Annotated in this window: 18 protein-coding genes; 16 read left to right on the top strand and 2 right to left on the bottom strand. The window is 51.8% G+C overall.

The annotated features are described in order from the left end of the window. The first annotated feature begins 228 nt into the window (after positions 1-228). Positions 229-1,251, top strand: a complete 1,023-nt coding sequence (locus BJJ97_RS17775; RefSeq protein WP_095699825.1) for a L,D-transpeptidase family protein — start codon at positions 229-231, stop codon at positions 1,249-1,251. 180 nt (positions 1,252-1,431) lie between these two features. Here the strand turns inward: BJJ97_RS17775 and BJJ97_RS17770 are convergent, their stop codons facing one another. Together BJJ97_RS17770 and pykF are read right to left on the bottom strand one after the other, a co-directional pair. Then, positions 1,432-1,668, bottom strand: coding sequence for a major outer membrane lipoprotein (locus BJJ97_RS17770; protein ID WP_005970385.1), 237 nt, complete (start codon positions 1,666-1,668; stop codon positions 1,432-1,434). Between the two features lie 313 nt (positions 1,669-1,981). Further along, positions 1,982-3,394, bottom strand: coding sequence for a pyruvate kinase PykF (gene pykF / locus BJJ97_RS17765; RefSeq protein WP_039481178.1), 1,413 nt, complete (start codon positions 3,392-3,394; stop codon positions 1,982-1,984). 639 nt (positions 3,395-4,033) lie between these two features. On the opposite strand from pykF, the gene licT reads away from it, so the two are divergent. The 15 genes from licT (at position 4,034) to ccmB (ending at position 21,590) form a co-directional block, all read left to right on the top strand. Further along, entirely contained in the window at positions 4,034-4,897 is an 864-nt protein-coding gene (gene licT / locus BJJ97_RS17755; RefSeq protein WP_014915788.1) for a BglG family transcription antiterminator LicT, read from the top strand. A gap of 312 nt (positions 4,898-5,209) precedes the next feature. Further along, complete coding sequence (gene bglF / locus BJJ97_RS17750; RefSeq protein ID WP_095994818.1) at positions 5,210-7,111, top strand: PTS beta-glucoside transporter subunit IIABC; 1,902 nt, start codon at positions 5,210-5,212, stop codon at positions 7,109-7,111. Between the two features lie 35 nt (positions 7,112-7,146). Beyond that, positions 7,147-8,541 carry a glycoside hydrolase family 1 protein gene (locus tag BJJ97_RS17745; RefSeq protein WP_095994817.1) on the top strand — a complete coding sequence of 465 codons (1,395 nt, stop codon included), beginning with the start codon at positions 7,147-7,149 and terminating at the stop codon, positions 8,539-8,541. A 275-nt stretch (positions 8,542-8,816) separates the two neighbouring features. Beyond that, positions 8,817-10,475, top strand: coding sequence for a carbohydrate porin (locus tag BJJ97_RS17740; RefSeq protein WP_095994816.1), 1,659 nt, complete (start codon positions 8,817-8,819; stop codon positions 10,473-10,475). 130 nt (positions 10,476-10,605) lie between these two features. Beyond that, a complete protein-coding gene (locus BJJ97_RS17735) occupies positions 10,606-11,730 on the top strand; it encodes an esterase (RefSeq protein WP_319424414.1) in 1,125 nt (374 codons plus the stop codon). A gap of 111 nt (positions 11,731-11,841) precedes the next feature. After that, entirely contained in the window at positions 11,842-12,855 is a 1,014-nt protein-coding gene (locus BJJ97_RS17730) for a nucleoside hydrolase (protein ID WP_095994815.1), read from the top strand. Between the two features lie 502 nt (positions 12,856-13,357). Continuing rightward, the gene (nrfA, locus tag BJJ97_RS17725; protein ID WP_240355614.1) at positions 13,358-14,731 is read left to right on the top strand and encodes an ammonia-forming nitrite reductase cytochrome c552 subunit; all 1,374 of its coding nucleotides are present in this window, start codon (positions 13,358-13,360) and stop codon (positions 14,729-14,731) included. A gap of 48 nt (positions 14,732-14,779) precedes the next feature. Next, positions 14,780-15,349, top strand: coding sequence for a cytochrome c nitrite reductase pentaheme subunit (gene nrfB, locus BJJ97_RS17720; RefSeq protein ID WP_095994814.1), 570 nt, complete (start codon positions 14,780-14,782; stop codon positions 15,347-15,349). After that, positions 15,346-16,017, top strand: a complete 672-nt coding sequence (gene nrfC, locus BJJ97_RS17715; RefSeq protein WP_095994813.1) for a cytochrome c nitrite reductase Fe-S protein — start codon at positions 15,346-15,348, stop codon at positions 16,015-16,017. The genes nrfB and nrfC overlap by 4 nt, the downstream gene beginning before the upstream one ends. After that, positions 16,014-16,976 (top strand): cytochrome c nitrite reductase subunit NrfD, encoded by a 963-nt coding sequence (gene nrfD / locus BJJ97_RS17710; protein ID WP_095994812.1) that lies wholly within the window; start codon positions 16,014-16,016, stop codon positions 16,974-16,976. The genes nrfC and nrfD overlap by 4 nt, the downstream gene beginning before the upstream one ends. A gap of 21 nt (positions 16,977-16,997) precedes the next feature. After that, positions 16,998-18,872 carry a heme lyase CcmF/NrfE family subunit gene (locus tag BJJ97_RS17705; protein ID WP_095994811.1) on the top strand — a complete coding sequence of 625 codons (1,875 nt, stop codon included), beginning with the start codon at positions 16,998-17,000 and terminating at the stop codon, positions 18,870-18,872. Beyond that, a complete protein-coding gene (nrfF, locus tag BJJ97_RS17700) occupies positions 18,865-19,266 on the top strand; it encodes a heme lyase NrfEFG subunit NrfF (protein WP_095994810.1) in 402 nt (133 codons plus the stop codon). The genes BJJ97_RS17705 and nrfF overlap by 8 nt, the downstream gene beginning before the upstream one ends. Next, positions 19,263-20,123 carry a heme lyase NrfEFG subunit NrfG gene (gene nrfG, locus BJJ97_RS17695; protein ID WP_095994809.1) on the top strand — a complete coding sequence of 287 codons (861 nt, stop codon included), beginning with the start codon at positions 19,263-19,265 and terminating at the stop codon, positions 20,121-20,123. Before nrfF ends, nrfG begins: the two co-directional genes overlap by 4 nt. A 190-nt stretch (positions 20,124-20,313) precedes the next feature. Further along, positions 20,314-20,946, top strand: a complete 633-nt coding sequence (ccmA, locus tag BJJ97_RS17690) for a cytochrome c biogenesis heme-transporting ATPase CcmA (protein WP_095994808.1) — start codon at positions 20,314-20,316, stop codon at positions 20,944-20,946. After that, positions 20,934-21,590 carry a heme exporter protein CcmB gene (gene ccmB / locus BJJ97_RS17685; RefSeq protein ID WP_095994807.1) on the top strand — a complete coding sequence of 219 codons (657 nt, stop codon included), beginning with the start codon at positions 20,934-20,936 and terminating at the stop codon, positions 21,588-21,590. The genes ccmA and ccmB overlap by 13 nt, the downstream gene beginning before the upstream one ends. The last annotated feature ends 10 nt before the right edge of the window (positions 21,591-21,600 follow it).

The following is a 21,600-nucleotide window of genomic DNA, read 5'->3' as shown; positions in this document are numbered from 1 at the left end:
TTGTTACAACAATGCTAATATATACCCACGCTCGGTGGAAAGGGGCAACAATAGCCGCATTGACACCAGATATCCCCGAACCATTCAGGTTGCAAAAACGCGAATGCACAGGCAGCTTGAGGTATGACGGGGTAAACAGGGTATAGCCAACCGGATACCGCATTCTGGGTACAGAACCGGATGTCGTTGATAAATTACTTATGTTAGTTGTGATGTAGGGAACCTAATATGAAACGCGCGTTAACTTTACTTGGTATGGCCTTCGCGGCATACCTGACCAGCACCGCCGCTACAGCGACGGAATACCCGCTACCACCACCCAATAGCCGCCTTATCGGTGAGAATATCGCTTATACGGTCCCCAATGATGGTCGTCCGCTGGAAGCTATCGCAGCGGATTTCAAAATTGGTCTGTTGGGCATGATGGAAGCGAATTCAGGCGTAGATCCTTACTTGCCGACAGCCGGTTCCACGCTCACGATCCCGACGCAAATGCTGCTGCCGGATACCCCGCGCGAAGGCATTGTGGTCAATCTGGCGGAACTGCGCCTTTACTACTACCCGAAAGGGAAGAATACCGTCATCGTTTACCCGATCGGCATTGGTCAACTGGGGCGCAATACGCCACTGATGACGACCAGCGTAAGCGAGAAGCGTGAAAATCCGACCTGGACGCCAACGGCGAACATCCGTAAACATTATCTTGAAGAGCAGGGCATTAAACTGCCTGCCGTCGTTCCGGCTGGCCCAGATAACCCGATGGGGTTACATGCGCTGCGCCTGTCAGCACACGGTGGCGTTTATCTGCTGCACGGTACGAACGCGGACTTCGGTATCGGTATGCGCGTAAGTTCCGGCTGTATCCGTCTGCGCCCAGATGACATCAAAGCGTTATTCGACAACGTGCCAGTCGGTACGCGAGTGCAGATTGTTAACGATGCGATTAAAACGTCCGTTGAACCCGACGGCAAACGCTACGTTGAAGTGCACCAGCCTCTGTCGAAAACCGATAAGGACGATCCACAAACCATGCCGATTGCGCTGACGGCGAAGACGCAGAAGTTTGTTAAAGATGCGGAGACGGACAGTAAAGCCGTTGCTGATGCCATTGTGCGTCGTTCAGGCATGCCAATCGTGGTTAGCGTAGGACAAGACATCAATACCTACCAGCCACCAGTAGAATCGGCTCCAGAAGCGCCTGAAACGCACCAGGTTGCGCCGATCACGGCGATCAGTACCACCGCTCGGTAATAATGAAATAAATCGGCCAGATGCGTTTAGGCGCATCTGTGCTGACCCAAGGATGGGGCAGAAGGATGAAGATGCCTGACAAAGCGAAAAAAGGATTGAAAGAGAACGCTGAAAAGGTAAAACGCAGGCAAAAAAAAATGGCGCACAGTGTGCGCCATTTTCACTACTTAACCAGTTCGATTACTTTTTGTAAGTACGAACTTGGTTGTCCAGACGCTGGTTAGCACGAGCTGCGTCATCTTTAGCAGCTTGTACGTCAGAGCGGATTGCGTTCACGTCGTTGCTCAGTTGGTCAACTTTAGCGTTCAGAGTCTGAACGTCAGAAGACAGCTGATCAATTTTAGCGTTGCTTGAACAACCAGCAAGCAGAGTAGAACCCAGGATTACCGCGCCCAGTACCAGTTTAGTACGATTCATTATTAATACCCTCTAGATTGAGTTAATCTCCATGTAGCGTTACAAGTATTACACAAACTTTTTTCTAATGAGAATAAATTTTTGATGAGAACATGCTTAATTTTGATCGTTCGCTCAAAGAAACAGCGAGTTTTACATATTCATTAAAAAAGTAAGGAAAACAGTGCTATTTTTATCGGATAACTCTGAGGCTTTCGGCTATTAAATGACGTGTTACACAGACGCATTAATTAGGTTATCGCACTGTAGAAAGTCGTTTCAGAATATAAAAAAAGCGCCATTAAGGCGCTTTTTACCGATCTGATTGTTGGGATCAGAGACGGTGTACGGAAGCGGTGTTGGTTGTGCCGCTGGAAACCAGTGCACCAGACACCATAACCACAACATCGCCAGCTTGCGCATGACCGGTGTTCAGTGCAGCTTCTTTACCGATGCGGTAGAAATCATCAGTAGAGGCAATTTCCTTCACCAGCAGCGTATCAATGCCTTTGCTCAGCAGAAGCTGACGCGCAGTAACTTCGTTAGTCGTCAGCGCCAGAATGCGGGCATTCGGGAAGTATTTACGGATAGATTTGGCAGACTTACCGCCGCTGGTCGCAACCACAATCAGTGGCGCATCCAGTTTCTCTGCAGTTTCTACCGCACCACGGCAGACAGCCTCGGTGATACGCAGAACCGGGGGAGTCTTGATGGTATCCAGACGGCTTTTCATCACGGAATCGGTACGCTGACAGATCGTCGCCATGATGGTAACGGATTCCAGCGGGTATTTGCCTTTCGCACTTTCGCCAGACAGCATAACGGCATCGGTGCCGTCGATGATGGCGTTCGCCACGTCGCCAGCTTCAGCACGGGTAGGGCGTGGGTTTTTGATCATGGAATCCAGCATTTGCGTTGCGGTGATCACCACTTTGCGTGCCAGGTTACATTTTTCAATCATCATCTTCTGCGCGAAGATGACTTCTTCAACTGGGATTTCAACGCCCAGATCGCCACGAGCAACCATGATGCCGTCGGATGCTTCCAGGATTTCGTCGAAATTGTTCAGGCCTTCCTGGTTTTCGATCTTGGAGATGATCTGAATGTGCTCGCCACCGTGTGCTTTCAGGTGAGCGCGGATCTCTTCAACGTCAGAACGTTTACGGATAAAGGATGCCGCAACGAAATCGACGCCTTGTTCGCAACCGAAAATCAGGTCGCGTTTGTCTTTTTCGGCCAGCGCAGGCAGTTGGATGGAAACGCCAGGCAGGTTAACGCCTTTATTCTCGCCCAGATCGCCATTATTCAGCACTTTACAAACGACGTCGTTACCGTTGACTGCGGTAACCTGCATACCGATCAAGCCGTCATCAACCAGAACGGTGTTACCGACGCTCAGGTCTTCAGTAAATCCAGCGTAGGTTACTGCAACGCGATCTTTGTTACCCACGATGCTTTGATCGGTGGTGAACGTGAACGTTTGACCTGCGGTCAGCGTGACGTCAGCGCCGTTTTCCAGCTTCATGGTACGAATTTCTGGGCCTTTGGTGTCAAGGAGGATAGCGGCTTGTTTACCGGTTTTTTCCATGACGGCACGCAGATTCTTGATGCGTTGACCGTGTTCTGCGTAATCCCCGTGAGAGAAATTCAGGCGCATAACATTCATGCCGGCAGACAGCAGGTTGCCAAGCATTTCTTCCGACTCAGTTTTCGGCCCGATGGTACAAACAATTTTTGTCTTTTTCATAAGATAGTTTCTACAAGTTGTGATGGATAAAAAAACGAGTGAACCAGTGGCGAGGCGAGACAGGCCGCTGGAAAGAATGCGTGAGGGAACAGTATAGGAGGTAAGTATAGATGGTCGTCGTGAATGGGTGATGAAGTGCACAGCCGCTCGTCGCATGAGAGCGGGATTCGCGTTGGCGATGCCGTTGATAATAATGTTATTGATAGTGGCACGTTGTTTAGCTGAAACCATTCAATTGAAACGACGTTTCGTATTATAGTTATTAAGCGACGAGAAACAAGGTGGTAAAAGGGGTGAAATTGAATATTTTGTCGTGTTTACGCAAAAAACTGAGCGATTTGGTGTTTTTACCTAACTTTGTTGCGCAACTGCCTAAGAAACCCACGGTATAAATACGGTATTACGGCGAACGACGGCAAGTGGTTGATTCTTGTAACAGTCGACAATAAATAAGGAAAACACGTGTAAGCGGCATGTTTTTCTGTCGATCCGTATCACGTTTTTGTGTCATGCTTCTTGAGAAGATGAATGCAAATGGTAGTTTACCTGCCATTGCGGATTGTTACTGCGTAAGCAGGCAAAACCAGATGCTCGTTCTTGCTACGGGTGTCTGGTTTTTTTGTTTCCAGGGTTTGAAAAATGAAGATTGCCAAAATACTCAACAATAATGTCGTCACCGTGATCGACGAAAACAATAATGAGTCGGTTGTGATGGGACGCGGGCTGGGCTTCAAAAAGCACTCTGGCGATCTGCTGGACGAAACGCTGATTGAACGTGTGTTTGTGATGAAATCCGGCGAGCTGACATCGCGTCTACAGGAGCTGCTGTCAGAGATTCCGATGGATGTCATCACGACAGCAGACAAGATCATTCTGCTGGCAAAAGACCGTTTGCCCGGGAAACTGCAAAACAGCGTCTACATATCCTTAACGGATCACTGCCATTTTGCGATAGAGCGCCACAAACAAGGGGTGGACATCCGCAATGTGCTGTTATGGGAAATAAAACGGCTGTATCCAAAGGAATTCGCTGTTGGCCTGGAGGCGCTGGATATTATTGAGCAGCGTCTTGCCGTGCGGTTACCGGAAGATGAGGCGGGATTTATTGCGCTGCATTTGGTGAATGCGCAGCTTGACAGCGAAATGCCGGAAGTCTTGCAGATTACCAAAATCATGCAGGAAATACTGAATATTGTAAAATATCAGCTGAGTCTGGATTATAACGAACAGGCGTTAAGCTATCATCGTTTTGTTACGCATCTGAAATTTTTTGCGCAGCGGCTAATAGGAAAGAGTACGGTATTTAGTGATGACGAATCATTACATGATGTCGTGAAGGAAAGATATCAATTGTCTTATCGCTGCGCGGAAAAAATACAGGTTCATATTGTTCAAAAGTATCAGTACACGTTAACGAAAGAAGAGTTGATGTTCTTAACCATTCATATTGAACGTGTGCGGACAGAAGGTCAGGATAAAATAGAGCCAGGCGATGGGGAATAAGTTCTGTTAATTTGCTTTTCGTCACAAAATAGCAGTATGGCAAGATAAATTCCCTTGCATACGACGAAAGTGAAAGCATAGAGTATGTGGAAAACAAATTATCAGATGAAGTTGGTTTTATTGTCGGCACAGTAGTTGTGCTAACAAACAATCAGGATTGTTACTGTCAGGCTAATCTAGGCGGGCAGGCAAAACCTAAATCGTTTTCTCAATGCTTATTGGGAAAAGCGATTTAGGTTTTTTTTTGTCTCAAACAGAACTGGCAACCTTAAATCATTGATATTTAGGTCTGTTTAGTATTAAGGATAGACGATGGAATACAAAGCATTAGCAACAGAGATACTCGATGGTGTCGGCGGACGCGGCAACATCATTAGCGTGATGCACTGCGCAACTCGATTACGTTTTAAATTAAAAGACGATAAAAAAGCGGATGCCGCTGCGCTGAAAAGTAATTCAGGCGTGATTATGGTCGTTGAAAGTGGCGGACAATTTCAGGTCGTCGTCGGCAATCATGTTAGTGACGTCTATCGCAGTTTACAGAATATTGCTGGGCTGACCGATCAGGCTGATTCCTCAAATAATGAGGAAGGCGATGAGAAAAAAGGGAATCTTCTTTCCCGCTTCATCGATATTATTTCTGGCATATTTACACCATTAATCGGTGTTATGGTTGCTTCCGGTATTTTAAAGGGATTCTTAGCCCTGAGTTTAGTGTGCGGCTGGATGGTTGAAACCAGCGGAACCTATAAAGTTCTGTTTGCAGCAAGCGATGCATTATTCTTTTTCTTCCCCGTGGTGTTAGGTTATACCGCAGGGAAAAAGTTTGGTGGAAATCCATTCGTTACCATGGTGATTGGCGCTACGCTGGTGCATCCTTCCATGATTGTTGAATTTGGCGCTATGCAGAACGCGAATTATCAGCAACTTTATTTCCTTGGCATTCCGATCACATTTATTAATTATGCCTCTTCCGTTATTCCCATTATTTTCTCAGCCTGGCTCTCCTCACGTCTGGAAAAGCCACTGAATGCGATATTGCATATCAACATCCGCAATTTCTTCACGCCGTTACTGTGCCTTTGTATTACGGTCCCCGTTACGTTTCTGCTGATTGGGCCGGCGGCAACCTGGCTTGGGCATATGCTGGCCGGCGGCTACCAGCTGATCTACGGGCTGAACTCCACGATTGCAGGCGCACTGATGGGCGCGCTGTGGCAGGTGTTTGTGATTTTTGGTCTGCACTGGGGCTTAACGCCGCTGATGATCAACAATCTCAGCGTGTTAGGGCATGACACACTGCTGCCGCTGCTGACGCCTGCGGTGTTGGGGCAGGCAGGAGCGGTGCTGGGCGTGTTGCTGCGTACTCGTGATATGAAACTGAAAGGAATTTCTGGTTCGGCGTTCTCGGCGGCAATTTTCGGTATTACCGAACCTGCGGTGTATGGCGTCACGCTGCCGCTGAAGCGTCCTTTCATCTTTGGCTGTTTAGGCGGTGCCATCGGCGCGGGTGTTCTGGGATATTTCAACACTACTATTTATTCCTTCGGCTTCCCGAGCATCTTCACCTTTACTCAAGTTATCCCGCCGACCGGTGTCGATAATACTGTCTGGGCTGCCATCATTGGTACGGCGATTGCCTTTACCTTCGCGGCTGTGACGACCTGGGCGTTCGGGATTCCCGCGCAAGAAAAAGCAACAGAAGCAAATGCGCCTGAGGCGGCACCACAAGCCACACAGCGTCAGAGCGATGCAACGCGCAAGCAAGAGATCAACAGCCCGATCGAAGGTACGGTTCTGCCACTTGAACAAGTCGGCGATGAAACGTTTGCCAGTGGCTTAATGGGAAAAGGGATTGCGATTAAACCGCAGGCCGGGCGCGTAGTTTCACCGGTGAATGGGACGGTTGCCTCGCTGTTTAAGACCAACCATGCCATTGGGCTCGAATCGGAAGAAGGAGCCGAGGTGCTCATTCACGTCGGTATCGATACAGTGAAATTGGATGGCCAGTATTTCACTGCACACATTAAGACTGGCGATGTCGTGAAGCAGGGCGATCTTCTGGTGGAGTTTGATTATCAGGCGATTGAGAAAGCCGGTTATGACACGACAACGCCCGTCATTATCACGAATAGCGAAGATTACGTTGATGTTCTGCCTACCGCCGGAAACGCCGTGCAGGAACAGGGCGCTTTGCTGACGTTAATCCGCTGACATTGAAATTTACGACCCAATTGGGAGGAGAAAAGATGAGCCATCAGTTTCCGAAAGCATTCTTGTGGGGCGGCGCGATCGCAGCCAATCAGGTTGAAGGTGCGTATTTAACGGACGGTAAAGGGTTATCAACGTCCGATTTACAGCCACAGGGTATTTTTGGCGAGATCGTCACGCGTACGCCGGGCGATAGCGGAATCAAAGACACTGCGATCGATTTTTATCACCGCTATCCCGAAGATATCGCGCTCTTTGCAGAAATGGGCTTCAAATGCCTGAGAATCTCGATTGCCTGGACGCGTATCTTCCCGCAGGGTGATGAAACCCAGCCGAATGAGGCAGGGCTGGCATTTTACGATCGCCTGTTTGATGAAATGGCAAAGTATGGCATTCAGCCGCTGGTGACGCTGTCCCACTATGAAATGCCGTACGGTCTGGTGAAGAATTACGGCGGCTGGGGAAGCCGTGAAACGATTACGTTCTTCGAGCGCTACGCCCGCACGGTATTCCAGCGCTATAAAGACAAAGTGAAATACTGGCTGACGTTCAACGAAATTAACTGCGCATTACATGCACCATTTACAGGAATTGGTTTACCTACCGAGAGTAGTAAGCAGGATATTTATCAGGCGATTCATCACCAGCTCGTGGCTAGTGCTAAAGCGGTGAAGGCGTGTCATGACATCATCCCTGATGCCAAAATCGGCAATATGATGTTGGGTTCCATGTTCTATCCATTAACCTGCAAGCCTGCGGATGTCATGGAAACCATGCAGCAAAACCGCGACTGGCTGTTCTTCGGTGATGTCCAAGCCCGAGGATACTACCCGGCGTACATGAAGCGTTTCTTTGCACAGCACGGTATTACGCTAACGGTAACGGAAGACGATCGTCAGTCGCTGAAAGAAACCATCGATTTCATTTCTTTCAGCTATTACATGACGGGCTGTGTGACCACGGATGAAGAAGTGAACCTGAAAGCCCGTGGCAATATTTTGAATATGGTGCCGAATCCGCATCTGGAAAGCTCCGAATGGGGCTGGCAGATCGACCCGGAAGGGCTGCGTTATTTACTGAACTATCTGTATGACCGCTACCAAAAGCCGCTGTTCATTGTGGAAAACGGTTTGGGTGCCAAAGATAAACTTGAGAGCGATGGCAACATTAACGATGACTATCGCATCCAATACCTGAACGGTCACCTGTATCAAGTGGGCGAAGCGCTGGAAGATGGCGTCGAGGTGATGGGTTACACCTGCTGGGGGCCTATCGATCTGGTGAGTGCGTCAAAAGCCGAAATGTCGAAACGCTACGGCTTCATTTATGTCGATCGTGATGATGAAGGGAACGGCACGTTAGAACGTCGACGTAAGAAAAGTTTCTACTGGTATAAAGAGGTCATTTCCTCTAATGGTGAAACGTTGAAATAAACCATCGCATCGATGAGTCATTTACGCATTCATTCTCAGAAAAATAAGCGCTGGGATGAATGCAAACTCTATTTTTTTACTACACATGGGAAAGATGGCGAGGAAATAAGATGAAACGGGAGGGAATGGACTAGCCATTAAATCATATAAACGGTTATTTAGGATTTACACAACGTGTACAAACAGGCGGACTTACGGCTAGCGTCGTGAGGGGACTGTTTCAATTTAAAATCGATGTTTAAAATTTTAAAATATACCCTACTCGGATAATAAATATGCGTAAAAAATTCCCTGTAAAGATGATGGTATTACTGATGTCGTCAGTGTTTTTGTCTAATGGTGCTATGGCCGCGAAATTGACCGTAGAAGAAAGACTGGAACTATTGGAGAAAGAACTGGCGGCAAATAAAGCCGAATTGCAGTCAACGAAAAAAGAGCTGCGCGAATATAAGACGATCGCAGAGAACAAAACCCAAGTTGCCGCAAATTCAACGGCGAAAGATAAAACACGGGCTGTTGTATCCGTTGACAGTTCTCCGGCTAACCATACGGTAGCGGCCTCTGCGACAAGCTCGGTTGATGTTGCCACGGCTGCAAATACACAGCAAAAACCGCTCACGTTGGATGAAATTAGCAAATACGTTAAAGATGACATTGGTTTCTCCTATACCGGTTATTTACGTTCCGGTTGGGCAACCGGGACAAATGGTTCACCGGAGTCCTATGCCATTGGTTCTTTAGGGCGTTTTGGTAATGAACATTCTGGTTGGTTCGATCTTCTTCTCACCCAGCGCGTTTATAACAAAGATGGCAAGACGGCACACGCCGTGGTTAAACTCGACGGAAACGTTGGACAGCAATACAGCGCGGGCTGGTTTGGTGATAATACGGGTAATGAGAACGTCCTTCAGTTCTCCGATTTATACCTGACAACCAACGGATTCCTGCCTTTTGCGCCAGAAGCAGATTTTTGGGTCGGTAAACATGTCCTCCCCGTGTATGAAATCCAAATGCTGGACTGGAAAAGCGATCGTGTTTATGCCGGTGCTGGGGTCGGTATAGAGAATATGAACGCGGGGCCGGGTAAATTAGATCTCGCTTTGACGCGTGAAGACGTTAACGTTTATGCCCGAGAATACGAAAACCCGAATATTGGTAGAAACGCGGATAAAACCAAAATGAATACCAACACGATGGAGATTCGGTATAAAAATCTGCCATTGTGGGACGACGGTGCGTTAACGCTGATTGGTAAGTATGTGATGGCAAATAAGAACGATAGCCAGAAACATAACGAAAGCAATAATGAATACTTCAAAATGAAGGACAGCTATCTGGCGACGGCGATCGTCAAGCAGAAACTGGATGCGCGCGGTGGGTTTAACGAATTTACGTTGCAGTCAGCGAATAATTCTATCGCCAGTGGGTTTGCCCGATACAATGACGGTAATCCGTCAATTGGACAGGGTGAAAATTATTATGGCGATCACACAGGCGGTAATGCGTTTCGCGTAATATCACAAGGTGAAATGTATTTGCATGACAACATCATCATGGCTAATGCGTTGGTGTACTCTTGGGGTAAAGATATTTATAGCTATGAAACGGGGGCGCACAGCGATTTCGAAAGTATCCGTACCGTTATTCGTCCCGCCTATATTTGGGATACCTATAACCAAACTGGTGTGGAGCTAGGTTGGTTTACGCAGAAAAATACCAATCAAGCCGGTGTAAACTTCCGCGAGTCTGGTTATAAAACCACGCTTTATCATGCACTGAAAGTGGATACCAGCATCCTGAATTCCAGACCAGAAATTCGCCTCTACGGTACGTACTTAAATATTCTGGATAATGAGATTTCGGGTTACAAATTCTCGGATGATAAGAATAAATCTCAGTTCATTGTCGGTGTTCAGGCTGAGGTGTGGTGGTAACGACGGATTGCCGCAAATAGGGCAGGCTGAAACGCCTGCCATCCTTACAAGATGGAGCAACAATATGCTGATAAATTTAAAGCATCGAACGGTATCGATACTGGCAACCAGTCTGTTTGCCTGTGCCTCCATGCATGCATTCGCACTACCTGCCGATTTCCCGGTTATGCCTGCGGCAACCGTCCCTGTGAGCCAATACGTCACGGCGGTGAATGCCGATAGCAGTATTACTTTCCGCCTGTTTGCGCCAACGGCGAAGCAGGTCAGTGTTTTTACCGGTTCGACGCCCGATAGCATCGTGTCCCATGCGATGACGAAAGATGAATCTGGCGTATGGTCGTTCAAAACGTCAGCGCTGGCACCGAACCTGTATGAATATTTTTTCAGCGTGGACGGTTTTCGCACCATCGATACCGGCACAGCGTTTACCAAGCCACAGCGTCAGGTGAATACCAGTCTGATTCTGGTGCCGGGGAGCATTCTGGACGTGCGTCAGGTGCCACACGGTGAGCTGAGAACGCTGACCTACCATTCGAAAGCCTTGAAATCAGAGCGCCAGGTCTATGTCTGGACGCCGCCGGGCTATAGCGAATCGTCAAAACCGCTGCCGGTACTGTACTTCTATCATGGCTTTGGCGACACGGGCGCATCGGCCGTGGTGCAGGGGCGGATACCGCAGATGATGGATAACCTGCTGGCGGAGAAAAAGATTGAGCCGATGCTGGTCGTCATTCCTGATACGGAAACGGACGTTCCCGGCATTATCCCGGAAGAATATCCCCCGCAGGAGCGTCGCAAGGTGTTCTATCCGCGCAATGCGTTAGCAGCGGACAGGGAACTCATTCATGACATTATTCCCGAGATCGGCAAACGCTTTAACGTCCGTCAGGATGCAAACGGCAGGGCGCTGGCTGGGCTGTCGCAGGGCGGCTATCAGGCACTGATATCCGGCATGAGTCACCTGGATCATTTCGGCTGGCTGGCAACGTTTAGCGGCGTGACGACTGAAACGGTGCCGAACACGGCCGTTGCCGCACAGCTTGAACGACCGGAGCAGATCAATCAGCAACTGAAGAACTTCACGGTGGTGATTGGCGAAACCGACAACATCACCGGTAAGGATATTGCGGGCCTGAAAACCATCCTGGAGCAGAAAAATATCCGGTTTGATTACCGCCATTATCCCGATCTTGGGCATGAAATGGATGTCTGGCGACCAGCCTACAGCGAGTTTGTTCAGAAGCTTTTTAAATAGCGTCTTCATGCTGCGGGCAGCGTCGTTGCATGCCCGCTTCTCTGATGGCAGCCTGAATCGCTGGGCTGCCATATCAACGACGGCCAAGCACCGTTAGCGTTAAGGATAATCATGTCTATTCGCAGCTACTTTTCCCGTTTTGCCATGTTGATCGTGGCATTGCCTTTCCTCAGTGCGTTCAGCGCGCAGGCTCAAAATTCCCCTTTTGACGTGGCCGATCATAAGCAGATTCGCGTCATTATTAGCGCCGATGCGAAAAACGAGGCTGACGATGATTTTGCCGTTGCACATGCGGTGCTGACGCCGACGATGCAGGTGAAAGGGCTGATTGCTGCCCATTACTCCCGTACCGCGCCGTTGATGAAGCGTGATGGCGAAAACAGCATGATGGAAAGCTACCATGAGCTCCAGCGCCTGATGAACGTGATGGGAAAAACGGATATTCCCGTCTATCGCGGTGCGACGCACGCGCTGAAAGCCGACGGTGGTGCGCCTGCGTTGAGTGAAGGGGCGCAAATGCTGATCAAGGAAGCGTTAAAAGAGGATTCGCACCCGCTGTTTGTGTTAGTCATGGGGCCAATTACGGATATCGCTGCTGCATTGCAGGCTGAACCAAAGATCGCCAGCAAAATGACGGTAGTGTGGATTGGCGGTATGCCTTATCCGAAGGGCGGCTGGGAATACAATATGTTCAACGATCCGGTCGCGGCGAACAGTGTATTCAAATCCCAGGTGCCTTTGTGGCAGGTGCCGCATAATGTTTATATGTCTGTGCGCGTCTCGCTGTCTGAGCTTGCCGTGCGCGTTAAGCCGCAGGGGAAGGTCGGGGAGTACCTGTGGCAACAGTTGATCGAGTTTAATCGTGCGATTTCCGAAACCATCAAAGACGTTCCGTGGCCGAAAAGTGAAGTCTGGGTCTTGGGCGATAACCCCGCGGTTTCGCTGCTGTTGGATGACCACGAATATCACTACACGTTGGTGAATGCACCGAAGTTAAATGACGATCTGACCTATGCGCCTCAGAAAAATTTGCGCCAGATTCGGGTGTATAACGCCGTTGATGCCCGCTTTACGCTGGAAGATTTCTACGCCAAGCTGGCGTTGGCCTATGGCCAAGGGAAATAAACATCCCCAAAGGGCATACTCTGGGGCACTATTTTTCACTTAAGCCCCACTTATTGAGCGTCTGAACTTTTTCTATCAGGCAAAACGCCACGCTTTATCAGAAAATACACGGGGATGAACGGCCGACATGGACGCTTCATCCCAGTACTTGCGCCACCTACCTTGATACGTAAGTAGCCAGTTTTTAAGTGCTTAATTTTCAATCCCTCAGCGTGTAATCCCCTCGCCATATCCTGCGATGTCCACCCTCTATGACTGAGACAATCCTCATATAACTTTCGATACGATTCATTACTTTTCTTTACCTTTGATCAAAAACAATATTTTGAATGCATCTTTTTGTTATTCATAGTGCGAGTAATGTCACGACAGTTGTTGTGGTTTCTGTCAAATGGATAACTAAAACGACCGCCAGTAGGCGGCTTAATTTGGACACAAACGCATGGTCAGGATAAGCATGTCAGTCTCCTATCTGTGGGGCATGGTAGCCAGTCTCTTTCTAATGATGCCAGCCTATTCCGCTGATGCTCCGGCGTCACCCCCTCCCGCCCCGATAGAAGCAAGAAACTCCGTCTTCACCAATCAACACCCCGATCAGTTCAACTCGTGGAAAGCGACCAGTGAACAGTCTGAGCGTCACGATGCGCTGGCAGAAGACCCCATGATGGTGGTCCTCTGGGCGGGCTATCCCTTCTCCAGAGACTATAACAAGCCACGCGGCCATGCCTACGCCATCACGGATGTGCGTGAAACGCTGCGTACCGGCGCACCCAAGACGGCAGAAGATGGCCCTCTGCCGATGGCGTGCTGGAGTTGTAAAAGCCCAGATGTCGCCCGCTTGATTCAACAGGAAGGCGAGGACGGCTACTTCAAAGGCAAATGGGCGCGAGGCGGGCCGGAGATTACTAACGATCTCGGCTGTGCGGACTGCCATGATACCGCGTCCCCAGATTTCGCTCAGGGTAAACCGGCGCTGACGCTGTCCCGTCCTTACGCCGAGCGCGCAATGGAATCAATTGGCAAACCGTTTGATCAAACCAGTCGATTCGGTCAGCAATCTATGGTCTGTGGACAATGCCACGTTGAGTATTATTTTTCCGGTAAAGACAAAGCGGTGAAATTTCCATGGGATAACGGCACAAAAGTCGAAGACATGGAAAAATACTATGACGCCATTTCCTTCTCCGACTGGACCAACACCCTTTCCCGTGCACCGATGCTGAAAGCCCAACATCCAGAATATGAAACCTGGAGCATTGGTATTCACGGTAAAAACAACGTGACCTGTATCGACTGCCATATGCCGAAAGTGAAAAACGCGGACGGCAAGCTGTATACCGATCACAAGATTGGCAACCCTTTCGACAATTACGGCGAAACCTGTACCAATTGCCACACGCAGGATAAAGCGGCGATGCAGGCGGTTGTCGCTGAACGCAAAACGGCCATTCAGGACTTAAAACTGAAAGCCGAAGAGCAACTGGTTCACGCGCACTTTGAGGCGAAAGCGGCCTGGGATGCTGGTGCAACCGAAGCAGAAATGCAGCCGATTCTGATGGATATCCGCCATGCGCAATGGCGCTGGGATCTGGCCGTTGCCTCTCATGGTATTCACATGCATGCACCGGATGAAGGCTTACGGATGCTCGGCACCTCGCTGAGTAAATCCGCTGAGGCGAGAACCAAACTGGTGCGCCTGTTGGCCCAGAAAGGGATAACAGGAGAAATCAAGCTGCCGGATATCTCGACGAAAGAGAAAGCGCAGCAGGCGATTGGGCTCAACATGCAGCAAATCAAAGCCGAAAAACAGGATTTCCTGAATACGGTAGTGCCGCAGTGGGATGAGCAAGCGCGTAAAGCGGGACGACTGAACTAATAACCCCTCATCGCCCGTGGACGCGGGCGATCATAAAGTGGAGTGGATATGAGCGTATTACGTTCGTTATTGACTGCCGGGGTGCTGGTATCAGGCCTGTTTTGGGCATTGCCAGGGCTGACGCAGCCCGCACCTCAGGCGGAAAAAGGAGAGCGCTGGGAGGTCATGCCGCAGCGCAATCCCGATGAGGCTTGTCTACAGTGCCATAAACCGGAAGAGGATGGCATGCAGGGCAAACATGCCTCCGCTGTCAACCCGCATAATCAGCAACAGCTGACCTGCACAAACTGTCACGGTAAGCCGTCGCTGTTGCACCGCGAAGGCGTTAAAGATGTCATGCGCTTTAACTTCCCGATGTATAAGGTGGAAGAGCAAAACAGCGTCTGTATGTCATGCCATACGCCGGAACAGTTGCAGAAATCGTTTTGGCCACACGATGTGCACGTCGCGAAAGTGGCCTGTGCCAGCTGCCACCAACTGCACCCCACGCAGGATAGTATGCAGACGCTGAACGACAAGAGTCGCATCAAACTGTGTGTGGATTGCCATAGCGATCAGCGTAATAACCCAGACTTCAACCCAGCCTCAGTTCATCTGGGTAATAAGAGGCAGCCATGAGTTGCTCTCGTCGTCAATTTCTTGCCCGTATGGGGGGGCTGATTGCCATCACCAGTACGGCGGGGCAAGTCGTCGCACAGACGCTGAATATCAACGGCGTCCGCTACGGCATGATCCACGATGAATCGCTCTGTATCGGCTGTACGGCGTGTATGGATGCCTGCCGGGACGTCAATCAGGTGCCGGAAGGCGTATCACGCTTGACGATCATTCGCAGCGAGCCGATCGGGACCTTCCCAGACGTGAAATATCGCTTTTTCCGTCACTCCTGCCAGCACTGCGATCATGCACCCTGTGTTGACGTGTGTCCTACCGGGGCGTCGTATCGTGATGCGGCAAGCGGCATTGTGGATGTGAACCCCGATCTGTGCGTAGGGTGCCAATACTGTCTTGCTGCCTGTCCTTATCAGGTGCGCTTTATTCATCCGAAGACGAAAACGGCGGATAAGTGCGATTTTTGCCGCAAGACCAACCTGAAAGCCGGAAAACTGCCCGCCTGTGTGTTGTCTTGTCCGACTAACGCGCTGACGTTCGGCAACCTTGACGATCCTGACAGCGAGATTTCCCGTCTGCTCCGTCAACAGCCGACGTATCGCTACAAAATCGCGCTCGGCACTCGTCCTAAGGTTTATCGCGTACCGTTTAAATACGGGGAGGTTCATCAATGACGCCCGTGTCTTCAAGCGCATTCCATTTTGATTCGTTAGTCTGGGACTGGCCGATTGCGATTTACCTGTTTTTGGTGGGCATTTCTGCGGGGCTGGTGACGCTGTCGGCCTTACTGCGGCGCTACCACCCCGAGCAGGCAACCGCCGACAGTACGCTCATGCGCACCACGCTGATTCTTGCACCGTGCACCATCATTTTTGGATTGCTGATTCTGGTTTTCCACCTGACGCGCCCTTGGACGTTCTGGAAGCTGATGTTCCATTACAGCTTTACCTCGGTGATGTCGGTTGGGGTGATGCTGTTTCAGGTCTATATGGCGGCGCTGGCGGTCTGGCTGGTCAACATTTTCAGCGAGCAGGTTATCGTGCTGCAACAGCGCTGGTTGCCGAAGTTGGTCATACTTCCCAAGGTGCTCGGCTGGCTGGCACCGATGCAGAAATCACTGGATATCGTGATGTTACTGCTGGCGGTGATGTTAGGCGCTTATACCGGGTTTTTACTCTCCGCGCTGAAGACCTATCCGCTGCTGAATAACCCGATCTTACCGGCTTTATTCCTGTTTTCGGGGGTGTCCTCCGGTGCTGCCGTGGCGCTGATCGCCATGGCCTGCCGCTATCGCAGCAATCCGCATAGCGAAGAAGCGCACTTTGTACACCGTGTCGAAACGCCAGTCGTGTGGTTAGAGATCTTCTTACTGTTCGCGTTCTTTATCGGCCTTGCTTTAGGGGACGATGGGAAGCAGCGGGCCTTGGTGGCGGCTGTGGGCGGAGGATTCTGGGCCGTGTGGTTCTGGCTGGGAGTGGTAGGGATTGGATTAGTCATTCCCTTGCTGCTCAAGTCATGGGCCAGCCGACAGCATTCACCTTATGGCGTGCTGGCGGTGTGTGGCCTGAGTCTGGTGGGCGTCTTATTACTGCGCTTCTTTATCCTCTATGCGGGGCAGTTAACCGTTGTCTAATTCCCAGCAAGAGGCCTGTTGATGTTGTTATTGCCAGAATTTGGGTATGTCGCGCTGTCGCTGGCGGTTTGCGTCGGTGTGGCAACGGCGTTGCTGACATTTTCAGGCTACTCCCTGCGCTGGTCGGGCACTTACCGACTGGCGCGGTGCTGGACGTTAGTACTGTTTGGTCTTGTGCTGTTTGCGTTTATCGCGCTGACGCTGAGCGTGGTACAGGATGATTTCTCTGTTAATTACGTCGCCCAGCATAGCCATCGTGATTTACCGCTAGGGCTAAAAATTGCGGCAGTCTGGGGCGGGCATGAAGGATCGCTGCTGCTGTGGCTGTTATGTTTAACCGGCTGGAGCGCCGCGTTTGCCTGCCGCTATCGTAAGGAGACGAGCGATCTATTCCCACTGACGTTGGCGATGCTGGCCGCGATAGCGACCGCGCTGCTGGTGTTCATTGTCTTTTTCTCCGATCCCTTTGTGCGTCTCTTCCCGCCTGCCGTGGCGGGGAGGGATCTCAACCCCATGCTGCAACACATTGGCCTCATCCTCCATCCGCCGTTGCTCTATCTGGGCTATGGCGGATTAACCGTGAGTGCGGCGCTGGCGCTAGCCGCCCTGATTCATGGTGAGTTTACTGCGCCTGCCGCCTGGATTTGCTGGCGCTGGACGCTACCGGCCTGGAGTCTATTAACGCTGGGCATCATCCTCGGATCGTGGTGGGCCTATAACGAACTGGGCTGGGGAGGATGGTGGTTCTGGGATCCGGTAGAGAACGCCTCACTGCTCCCGTGGCTCACGGCCAGCGCATTACTGCACAGTCTGTCTGTCACTCGCATGCGCGGCATCTTCCGCCATTGGTCGCTGATATTGGCGCTGCTGACGTTCATTTTATGTCTGCTGGGCACGCTGATTGTGCGTTCCGGGATATTGGTGTCTGTCCATGCCTTCGCGCTCGAACACGATCGCGCGGTACCTCTATTTATCCTGTTTGCCTGCTTGAGCATGGCAGCGCTGGCGATTTATGGCTGGCGTGCCCAGCTTGTCCGCTCTGCTGCCCGCTTCTCCGGCTGGTCGCGGGAAATGGCGATACTGCTGGTGCTGCTGTTATTCAGCGCTGTCGCGCTGGTGGTACTGCTTGGCACGCTTTACCCAATGATCTACGGGCTGGCGGGCTGGGGGAAAATCTCCGTGGGCGCGCCCTATTTTAACCGCGTGCTCTTGCCCTTCGGTGGCCTGATGCTGCTGCTAATCGGGGTCGCCGCGGGAGGCTACTGGAAACGTAGCACGCGCTGGCCTGTCCGGCGTGTAGGCATGACGCTGGTGGTCGGCGTCGTCACTGCGCTGATCTTATGGCCGTATGGGTACGCTGTCGCACTGGCTGCGGGTCTGATCGGCTGGGCTATGGCCGCGCAGTGGTTACAGCCGCTGTCGGCGATACGTCAGCAGCTTCCTGCACTGTTGGCGCATACGGGCGTGGCGCTATTTGCCTTGGGGATTGCGTTCTCTGCGGGCAGCAAGCAGGAAATCAGCGCCAATGTGGGTCAAGGAGAACAGGTCACGCTGGGCGACTACCATTTCCGATTTTTACAGCTGGAGTTAGTGGCGGCGCAGAACTACACCGCAGAGCAGGCTGTGATTGCGATTTATCGTGGCGACTCGCCGATCGCTCAGGTGATGCCGGAACGCCGTTACTACAACGCACGTAAACAACAGATGGTTGAGCCGGGCATTGCCTGGGGGCCGATCAGAGAATGGTATGCCGTGATGGGAGAGAAAACCGGCGAGAACCGCTATGCGATGCGTTTCTATGTGCAAACCGGCGTCCGCTGGGTGTGGGGCGGCGGCCTGCTGATGGTCGCGGGTGCACTGCTGGGGTGGTTCCGAGGGAGAAGGGCCTATGACTAAACACATTGCGCTCCTTTTCATGCTGCTGGCTTTTTCTGTGCAGGCTCAGGTGGTCGATACCTGGGCATTTTCCAGTCAGGCACAGCGTCAGGTCGCGATGGCGATTGCTGGCGAACTGCGCTGCCCGCAATGTCAGAACCAGAGCCTGCTGGAATCGAATTCGCCCGTGGCGGTCAGCATGCGCCATGAGGTCTTTTCCATGGTGGAACAGGGCAAGGACAAGTCAGAAATTATGGCGTTTATGAACCAGCGCTATGGTGACTTTGTTCAGTACAACCCGCCGATGAAAATGCAAACCGGCATCCTCTGGCTCACGCCGCTGCTTTTGCTGTTAGCGATTGCGGTTATCGCGTGGCGAGTGATGCGGCGGCAGAACCGGGGAGCGCGCCCATGAGCCTGTTAAGCGTGAACCTGTTGGACCTGAACTTATTAAGCATGGTGTTCGTCGCGGTCGCGGTTGTCGTTCTGGCTGCCGGGCTGTTATGGCCGCTATTGCCCCTGCGTCAGTTGGAGGGGGATGGCAAGCTACCGCGTTTGGCGGAGCGCATCTGGCATTTCCAGTGTGAACAGGCAGGAAAGCATCTGTCCGAGCATGAGGCAAAAATGCTGGGCCGAGAACTGTCCCACGATCTGCCGTTAGCCTCATCCCCTTCTTCTGCGCAGCGCCCGATGCCCGCCATCGCGGTTGTAGTCGCGGTCATCGCTATCCTATTGAGCAGTGCGACGTTCTACATGCTGAGTCCGCGTGCTGCGCTGGTTCAGGCGGAACGCCAGCGGCTTGCCGATCCGCTACACGATTTTAGCGACGCGCAACAGCAGGAAAAACAGCTTGCTACCTTGCAGGACAACATTCGTAAAACGCCGGGTAACAGCGTCCTCTGGGCTGAGCTGGGTGAATATTATCTTTACCGTAACGCCTACGACAACGCGCTGCGCGCTTATCGGCAGGCGATTGCGCTAAAGGGCGACAGCGCTGAGCTGTATTCGGCGCTGGCGACGGTGCTGTATTACCAGGCGGGTCAGGCCGTCACGCCCCCGATGCAAGAGATGGTCGATAAAGCGTTGGCGCTGGATGCCAATGAAGTGACGGCGCTGATGCTGTTGGCATCTGATGCGTTCCTGAAAGCGGACTATGCGCGCGCGATTACGATTTGGCAGCGCTTGCTGGATACGTATAGCCCGCGGGTTAACCGCGTCCAGTTGATCGAGGCGATCAACACGGCAACGCTGCTGAAGAATAGCCAGAAATAACGCGTGATACCCCTTGAATGAGAGTGGGCAAGCGTGGCTTTTGCACCGCCATGATGGCGGGGGATAACCAGAATCGCTGATTTTATTGATCTCAATAAAAGAGATTAACTCTTTATGGTTACGGCCCCGAGAGGGGGAGTACGGGCACCATGTTATTCTATAGCCACTAAGAAAGTAGGAGTACACCCCGATGTTAGAAGCGCGCGATGTGGTTTGCATACGCGATGAGCATGTGCTGTTCAGCGCTTTGTCGTTTACAGCCAGCGCGGGAGAAATGGTGCAGATTGCTGGCGCCAACGGGGTGGGAAAAACGTCGCTGTTGCGCATTTTAAGCGGTCTGGCGACGCCTGAATCGGGAGAAATCTGCTGGCAAGGGCAACGCATCAACCGTATGCGCGAGCAGTTTAATCAGCAGCTTCTGTGGCTAGGCCATCAGCCGGGCATCAAGAGCGTCCTGACCGGTGAAGAGAACCTGCGCTTTTTCTATCCGCAACAGCAGCAGGATGCACTGTGGCAGGCGCTGGCCGCCGTCGGGCTGGCCGGCTATGAAGACGTGCCAGTGGCGCGTCTTTCTGCGGGACAACAGCGTCGCGTCGCGCTGGCGCGTTTGTGGCTCACCGATGTTCCGCTGTGGATTCTGGATGAACCGTTGACCGCGCTTGATGTGGCGGGCGTCGAAATGCTGACTCAGCGTATGGAACACCATATTACGTGCGGTGGCATCATCATTTTAACCACCCATCAGCCGCTGCGTCCGTTCGCTCAGGACATTCGCTGTATCCAGCTGACGCCGAGTGAGGGAACCCCATCATGCGGCGTCTGATTGCCCGAGAACTGCGCGTCGCGTTGCGCAATAACGCGGAAATCCTCAACCCTCTGTGGTTCTTCCTGATCGTCATCATTTTGTTCCCTCTGGCTATTGGACCAGAGCCGCAGCTATTGATGCGTGTGGCCCCCGGTGTGGTGTGGGTGGCGGCGTTGCTCGCTTCGCTGCTGGGGATGGATCGGCTTTTCCGCGATGACTATCAGGACGGTTCACTGGAACAGCTGACGCTGTTGCCGTTGCCGCTGCCGTTAGTGGTGCTGGCGAAAGTGGTGGTGCATTGGATGGTCAGCGGGCTGCCGTTGTTACTGCTTTCTCCGCTGGCGGCGCTTCTGTTTGGGCTGGACAGCCACGGCTGGCAGGTGATGGCGCTCACGCTGTTGCTCTGCACGCCAACGCTCAGTTTTCTGGGGGCCATTGGCGCGGGATTAACGGTCGGGCTGCGCCGCAGCGGTGTGCTGTTAAGCCTGCTGGTCTTGCCGCTCACCATACCGCTGTTGATTTTTGCAACGGCGGCGGTCGAGGCCGCCATGATGCAACTGCCGGTGGGTGGGTATCTGGCGATCCTCGGTGCCTTTCTGGCGGGCAGCGCCACCCTGAGCCCGTTTGCCACGGCGGCGGCGTTGCGGGTGAGCATTCAGTAATTTTCCGATC

It is taken from the genome of Pectobacterium polaris, from assembly GCF_002307355.1.
In the GTDB taxonomy this organism is placed as follows: domain Bacteria; phylum Pseudomonadota; class Gammaproteobacteria; order Enterobacterales; family Enterobacteriaceae; genus Pectobacterium; species Pectobacterium polare.
Note: the sequence above shows the minus strand (reverse complement) of the source record. Positions and strands in the feature narration are given on the sequence as shown.

Excerpts from the sequence above, each read along its gene's own strand:
- BJJ97_RS17705 (WP_095994811.1), top strand. The coding sequence starts at position 16,998 with ATGTTGTTATTGCCAGAATTTGGGTATGTCGCGCTGTCGCTGGCGGTT.
- pykF (WP_039481178.1), bottom strand. The coding sequence starts at position 3,394 with ATGAAAAAGACAAAAATTGTTTGTACCATCGGGCCGAAAACTGAGTCG.
- BJJ97_RS17740 (WP_095994816.1), top strand. The coding sequence starts at position 8,817 with ATGCGTAAAAAATTCCCTGTAAAGATGATGGTATTACTGATGTCGTCA.
- nrfB (WP_095994814.1), top strand. The coding sequence starts at position 14,780 with ATGAGCGTATTACGTTCGTTATTGACTGCCGGGGTGCTGGTATCAGGC.
- nrfF (WP_095994810.1), top strand. The coding sequence starts at position 18,865 with ATGACTAAACACATTGCGCTCCTTTTCATGCTGCTGGCTTTTTCTGTG.
- BJJ97_RS17730 (WP_095994815.1), top strand. The coding sequence starts at position 11,842 with ATGTCTATTCGCAGCTACTTTTCCCGTTTTGCCATGTTGATCGTGGCA.
- ccmA (WP_095994808.1), top strand. The coding sequence starts at position 20,314 with ATGTTAGAAGCGCGCGATGTGGTTTGCATACGCGATGAGCATGTGCTG.
- ccmB (WP_095994807.1), top strand. The coding sequence starts at position 20,934 with ATGCGGCGTCTGATTGCCCGAGAACTGCGCGTCGCGTTGCGCAATAAC.
- nrfC (WP_095994813.1), top strand. The coding sequence starts at position 15,346 with ATGAGTTGCTCTCGTCGTCAATTTCTTGCCCGTATGGGGGGGCTGATT.
- BJJ97_RS17770 (WP_005970385.1), bottom strand. The coding sequence starts at position 1,668 with ATGAATCGTACTAAACTGGTACTGGGCGCGGTAATCCTGGGTTCTACT.
- nrfG (WP_095994809.1), top strand. The coding sequence starts at position 19,263 with ATGAGCCTGTTAAGCGTGAACCTGTTGGACCTGAACTTATTAAGCATG.
- nrfA (WP_240355614.1), top strand. The coding sequence starts at position 13,358 with ATGATGCCAGCCTATTCCGCTGATGCTCCGGCGTCACCCCCTCCCGCC.
- BJJ97_RS17745 (WP_095994817.1), top strand. The coding sequence starts at position 7,147 with ATGAGCCATCAGTTTCCGAAAGCATTCTTGTGGGGCGGCGCGATCGCA.
- BJJ97_RS17775 (WP_095699825.1), top strand. The coding sequence starts at position 229 with ATGAAACGCGCGTTAACTTTACTTGGTATGGCCTTCGCGGCATACCTG.
- licT (WP_014915788.1), top strand. The coding sequence starts at position 4,034 with ATGAAGATTGCCAAAATACTCAACAATAATGTCGTCACCGTGATCGAC.
- BJJ97_RS17735 (WP_319424414.1), top strand. The coding sequence starts at position 10,606 with ATGCATGCATTCGCACTACCTGCCGATTTCCCGGTTATGCCTGCGGCA.
- nrfD (WP_095994812.1), top strand. The coding sequence starts at position 16,014 with ATGACGCCCGTGTCTTCAAGCGCATTCCATTTTGATTCGTTAGTCTGG.
- bglF (WP_095994818.1), top strand. The coding sequence starts at position 5,210 with ATGGAATACAAAGCATTAGCAACAGAGATACTCGATGGTGTCGGCGGA.